The sequence below is a fragment of the Desulfovibrio sp. genome (genome assembly GCF_018379785.1).
Lineage (GTDB): Bacteria > Desulfobacterota > Desulfovibrionia > Desulfovibrionales > Desulfovibrionaceae > Desulfovibrio.
This window is the reverse complement of sequence record NZ_JAGZUV010000115.1, coordinates 1-4,604: the sequence shown is the minus strand read 5'-3', so window position 1 is coordinate 4,604 and position 4,604 is coordinate 1. Positions and strand designations below refer to the sequence as shown.

Annotated in this window: 6 protein-coding genes; 1 reads left to right on the top strand and 5 read right to left on the bottom strand. The window is 61.4% G+C overall.

The genetic code is table 11. The features are described from left to right. From KH208_RS15230 to KH208_RS15210, 5 genes are all read right to left on the bottom strand, one after another. Nucleotides 1-186: 4Fe-4S binding protein (locus KH208_RS15230; RefSeq protein WP_291437709.1), on the bottom strand; the 186-nt coding region annotated here is incomplete at its 3' end. Further along, nucleotides 183-503 (bottom strand): chaperone NapD, encoded by a 321-nt coding sequence (locus KH208_RS15225; protein ID WP_291437708.1) that lies wholly within the window; start codon nt 501-503, stop codon nt 183-185. The genes KH208_RS15230 and KH208_RS15225, both read right to left, overlap by 4 nt. A gap of 236 nt (nt 504-739) precedes the next feature. Next, nucleotides 740-3,010: a nitrate reductase gene (locus KH208_RS15220; protein ID WP_291437707.1), complete on the bottom strand. Its 2,271-nt coding sequence runs from the start codon at nt 3,008-3,010 to the stop codon at nt 740-742. A 61-nt stretch (nt 3,011-3,071) separates the two neighbouring features. Next, nucleotides 3,072-3,518 carry a hypothetical protein gene (locus KH208_RS15215; RefSeq protein ID WP_291437705.1) on the bottom strand — a complete coding sequence of 149 codons (447 nt, stop codon included), beginning with the start codon at nt 3,516-3,518 and terminating at the stop codon, nt 3,072-3,074. Further along, entirely contained in the window at nt 3,515-4,087 is a 573-nt protein-coding gene (locus KH208_RS15210; RefSeq protein ID WP_008684421.1) for a NapC/NirT family cytochrome c, read from the bottom strand. Before KH208_RS15210 ends, KH208_RS15215 begins: the two co-directional genes overlap by 4 nt. Between KH208_RS15210 and KH208_RS15205 the strand changes: the two genes are divergently transcribed. Then, on the top strand, nt 4,086-4,427 hold the full coding sequence (locus tag KH208_RS15205; RefSeq protein WP_291437703.1) for a hypothetical protein: 342 nt from the start codon (nt 4,086-4,088) through the stop codon (nt 4,425-4,427). The two genes, KH208_RS15210 and KH208_RS15205, sit on opposite strands and share 2 nt — an antisense overlap. The last annotated feature ends 177 nt before the right edge of the window (nt 4,428-4,604 follow it).

Sequence of the window (4,604 nt, the reverse complement as noted above, 5' to 3'; positions counted from 1 at the left end):
CAGCCGGCACGGCGCGCGGCGCGGCGTCACGCGCGGGGTGCGCCGTTCACGCCCGAAGCCGCCCATCAGTTCAAGACACTGGTGCGGGCAGACTTCGACGCACTGGCCGCAGCGCACGCACAGCCGTGTAAAATCCTTTTCCGCCGCCGCGCCCGGCGGGCGCAGCGGCGGGCGGAACAGACTCACGAAGGCTCTCCCTCCGGCACGCTCACGCAGCGCCGGGGCCCGCGCGCGCAATGCGGCGGACAGGCCATATGGCCCTGCCCGTCCAGGTCTTCCTCATAGTTCACATAGGCCACGTCCAGTTGCTGTACATGTCTGAGGCCGCTCAGGCTTTCCAGATCGGCCTGCAGACGTCGGGACGGGCTTTCCAGCACCGCCGCCAGCCTGGAATCGTCCTCCAGACCCTGAACGTCCACAATGCCGGGAAAGGCCCGCAAGGCCTCGCGTGTTTCCGGCAGACGCCCTTCCGTCACGCTGAGCACTATACCCGCGATAGCCATCAAATACCTCCTAGAGCAGATTAACTTTGAAATTTTACAAATTTCAAAGTCGGCATTCCGGCGAAAAATGCGGTTATCGTTGCTGTCGATCCCCGTATGTCTCCGTTGCCGCTAACGGGGCAGGCCCTCGGGCTGCCTTCGGTCGCTTCGCCGGAATCCACGCCTCGTCGCGACGCGCCGCACCGTGTGCGGCGTCAGAGTAATTTCAAAGTGAAATTGCTCTGGGAATAGTGCCCTCAGGCTTTGCGAATCCGCGCCGCGCAGATTTTGTACTCCGGTTCCTGCGAGGCCGGATCAAAGGCGTCCAGGAAGAACTTGTTGACCAGCTTCTTGGGATCAAAGAACGGCACGGCGATCAGGCCGGGACGGCAGACGTCGCTGACTCTGGCCGGCAGCTCCATGGCGGCGCGCCGGGTTTCCACGATGACCGTGTCGTCCTGCCTGATGCCCGCCTTTTCCGCGTCCTGGGGATTGATTTCCACATAGGCCGCCGGATTGGCTTTCTGCAGTTCCGGCACCTTGCCGGTCATGGTGGCGGTGTGCCAGTGGTCGATGACCCGCATGGAGGTCAGGTAGAGCGGATATTCCGCATCCGGCTCCTCGGCCGCGCCCTTGTAGGGCCGCATCCAGATCACGGCCTTGCCGTCCGGTTTGCCGTAGAAGAAGAACCGGTCGGGATGGTCGGCGGGCACATTGGGATCCTGACCCCGCACGTAGCGCAGATTGGTGCCCGGATGGTCTTCGCCGGGGCAGGGCCAGATCAGGCCCGATTCCTTGCGCAGACGGTCGCGGGTCATGCCCGAGAAGTCATAGGTGGTGCCCTTGGAAACCATGCGCCATTCGTTCCAGACGTCCTCGGCGTTCCTGAAGTTCACCAGCTTGGGGTCCACGCCCGCGCGTTTGGCGAATTCCACCAGGGTGTTCACGGTCGGACGGCACTGGGCCGGCGGCTCCACGGCCTTTTCGGTCAGGGAGTAGCGTCGTTCGCCGCAGCCGTAGACGCCGTCGCGTTCGCACCAGAAGGCCGGGGCCAGAACCAGATCCGCGAATTGCAGGGTCACGGCGTCCGGGAAGGCCTCGATGCAGACAATGAAGGATTCCGGATTGGACATGGCCTTGTGGAACTTGTTCAGATTCGGCAGGGTCTGGGCCGGATTGGTCTCACAGATGAGCATGCACTTCACATCGCCCCTGCCCAAGGCTTCGAACAGGGCCACGGTGTGGTAGCCGGGCTTGGGCGCGATGCGCCCTTCCGGCAGGCCCCAGAGCTGTTCCATTTCGGCCCGGTGCTTGGGATTGGCCACCATCCGCCCGGCGGGCAGCAGATGGGACAATGCGCCGCCGTCGCGCACGCCGCCGCAGGCATTGGGCTGGCCCGTGAGCGAGAAAGGCGTGGCGCCGGGGCGGCAGATCTGGCCCGTGAGCAGATGCAGATTGTGGATCAGGTTGTTGGCGAAAACCCCCTGCACCCGCTGGTTGATGCCCATGCACCAGAGGCTCATGGTCGCCGGGGATTCGGCAAAGGCGCGGGCCGCCGCGTAGATCTGCTCCACCGGGATGCGGCAGATTTCCGCGGCCTTTTCCGGCCGGAAGTTCTCCAGAAAGGCCTTGTAGCCCTCAAAATCCGAGGGTTTGCCGTCCACGCCCATGAAGTTGACGTAGCGCTGCCAGAAGCGGGGATTGTCCAGCTCCTCATTGATGATCACCCAGGCCATGCTGTGCATGAGCGCCAGGTCCGTTCCCGGCCGGAAGGCAATGTGCAGGTCCGCGATACGCGAGGTATTGGTGCGGCGCGGGTCGGCCACGATGATTTTGACCCCCGGCTCCATCTGCTTGCGGCGGGCAATGCGCCGGAAGAGCACGGGGTGGGCTTCCGAGGTGTTGGAACCGATGATGAAGAAACAGGAGGCATGGTCGATGTCGGCATAGGTGCCCATGGGCTCGTCCTTACCGAAACTGGTCAGATAGCCGCCCACGGCCGAGGCCATGCACAGGCGCGGGTTGCCGTCCACATTGTTGGTGCCGAAACCGCCCTTGAAAATCTTGTTGGCCACATAGGTTTCTTCGGTCAGACACTGGCCCGATCCGTACCAGGCCACGGAATTGGGGCCGTAGGTATCGATGCTGGCGCGGAACTTCCTGGCCATCAGATCCAGGGCCTCGTCCCAGCTGACGGGTTCCAGCCTGCCGCCTTTCTGGCGGCGCAGCATGGGCTGGGTCACGCGCTCCCTGGAATTGAGCACCGGGATGAGCATGGAGCCCTTGAGACAGAGCAATCCGGCGTTGTGGTTGTTGGGATCGCCCTGGATGGCGACGGCTTTGCCGTTTTTGACGCCGACCATGACGCCGCAGCCCGTGCCGCAATAGCGACAGACGCCCTTGACCCATTTATCCGGCCGGTTGTCGTCCGCAGCCTGGGCCAGGCCCGCGAGACCCGTGCCCGAAGCCGCGGCCACGGCGGCAGACATGGCAAAACAGCGTAAAAATTCACGACGGGAAGCATTCATATGTTCAACCTCGTTGTTGCTGGCGTGTCCGGTATGCCGATCCTTATATGGTCCGCGGGCATTACAAATCCGTCTTGGCGCTGGGCAGGCGGTACTGGTAGGCGCCGCCGTGCATGGCGCTCTGATGGTGCGGGTGACAGGTGCTGCAATCATTGCGCTGGCCGAATTTGGCTTCCATGCGTCCGATGGACAGGGAATGGCAGCGGGCGCAGACTTCCACGCCGGGCACGCGGGTAAACGGCAGCGAGCCCTTGCCGTCGGGCATGCCGTGGCAGGTCTGACAGCGCACCAGGGTGACGCCGTGCTTGCTCTCATACCATTCCTGGGCCACGCGCGGGGTGGCCTTGGCATGGCAGGCGTAACAGTCGCCCGCCATCTGCGGCGCATCCAGATGCTTGGCCGCCTCGCAGCGCACAGCGGGGAAAGCCCAGGCCATGTACAGAAAATAGCCGCCCACCAGCACAATCACTGCGAGCAGGGAAAAGAGCAGTATTTTACAGTAGTTCATGACCGGCTCTCCTTGAGTTTCTGTGCGAACTTCTGGTTATGGGGAATGCGCTCGTCAAAAACGGGCAGATGGGCGAGATTCTGATGGCAGCCCACGCAGCCGCTACGCGCCCGGCCGTTTTTGCCCAGGTAATTGTCGTGAGCCAGCTGGCCTTCCTTAGAAACAGGGCCGTCGTTCTTGGCGTTTTTGCTCAGATCCTGATGACAGGCGCGGCAATTGGCGTCGTCCGTAAAGCGCCGGGCCACGGGCTGCATTCCGGCCCGGTCCAGATCCTCGCCGCCGTCCAGGTTGTGCACCCAGAGGTCCTTGAGTCCCAGCCAGGCCTTGGCGCCCAGCATGCGCGCCAGATTGCCCGAGGGGATATGGCACTGCGAACAGGAAATGTCTTTGCCCTGGGCGTCCTTGGCGTGGGACGAGAGCTTGAGCTCATCCTGGTAAACGCGCATCTCGTGACATGACAGGCAGAATTCCGTGCCGGAAGTGTAGGCCACCCCCGCGCCCGCCAGAACAACGCACGCCGCAAGGATTATGCCGCCCACAATCCAGACGCGTTTTCGAGGATACGGCATGGGCTTTTCTCCATGGCTGATGGTGCGGCCGTCTGTGCGGCCGGAAAAAGAAAAAGGAGCTTTCTCAACCCGGATGCGTTGCGGACAGCCGGTTTGCATCTTTGCCTCAAAGACATCCGCCGGTCCTTTGCGTCCATGCCGCCTGTCTCCCCTACGGAGTCATGCGGCCAAGGCTGAGAACTTCTTTTTAATGAAACGGGATTGCTGGGAATTCAAAAGCAATCGGCATGCCAAAAACACGCTTCTAAAAACAATTGTGATTTCAACGGATAAGAGAAAAAGCTCACAAGCGGCAAATCAGAATTTTCAGAAAAATCTGACAATTGTCATAAGATCATGACAAGATGGGAGAAAAACCGGAATCCTCGCCGGGTCGAAGAGAGTGAATTCTGCAATTCTCAATAGGTAAAAATAGGACTCTCTCCGTGAAGGGCGTGACAATTTTCCCTCAATCGGTTAAGAAAAAGACATTCGTACCATCCTCCCCCAGAAGTGACTAAGGAAATTGCCATGCAGA

Excerpts from the sequence above, each read along its gene's own strand:
- KH208_RS15210 (WP_008684421.1), bottom strand. The coding sequence starts at position 4,087 with ATGCCGTATCCTCGAAAACGCGTCTGGATTGTGGGCGGCATAATCCTT.
- KH208_RS15220 (WP_291437707.1), bottom strand. The coding sequence starts at position 3,010 with ATGAATGCTTCCCGTCGTGAATTTTTACGCTGTTTTGCCATGTCTGCC.
- KH208_RS15225 (WP_291437708.1), bottom strand. The coding sequence starts at position 503 with ATGGCTATCGCGGGTATAGTGCTCAGCGTGACGGAAGGGCGTCTGCCG.
- KH208_RS15205 (WP_291437703.1), top strand. The coding sequence starts at position 4,086 with ATGGGCTTTTCTCCATGGCTGATGGTGCGGCCGTCTGTGCGGCCGGAA.
- KH208_RS15215 (WP_291437705.1), bottom strand. The coding sequence starts at position 3,518 with ATGAACTACTGTAAAATACTGCTCTTTTCCCTGCTCGCAGTGATTGTG.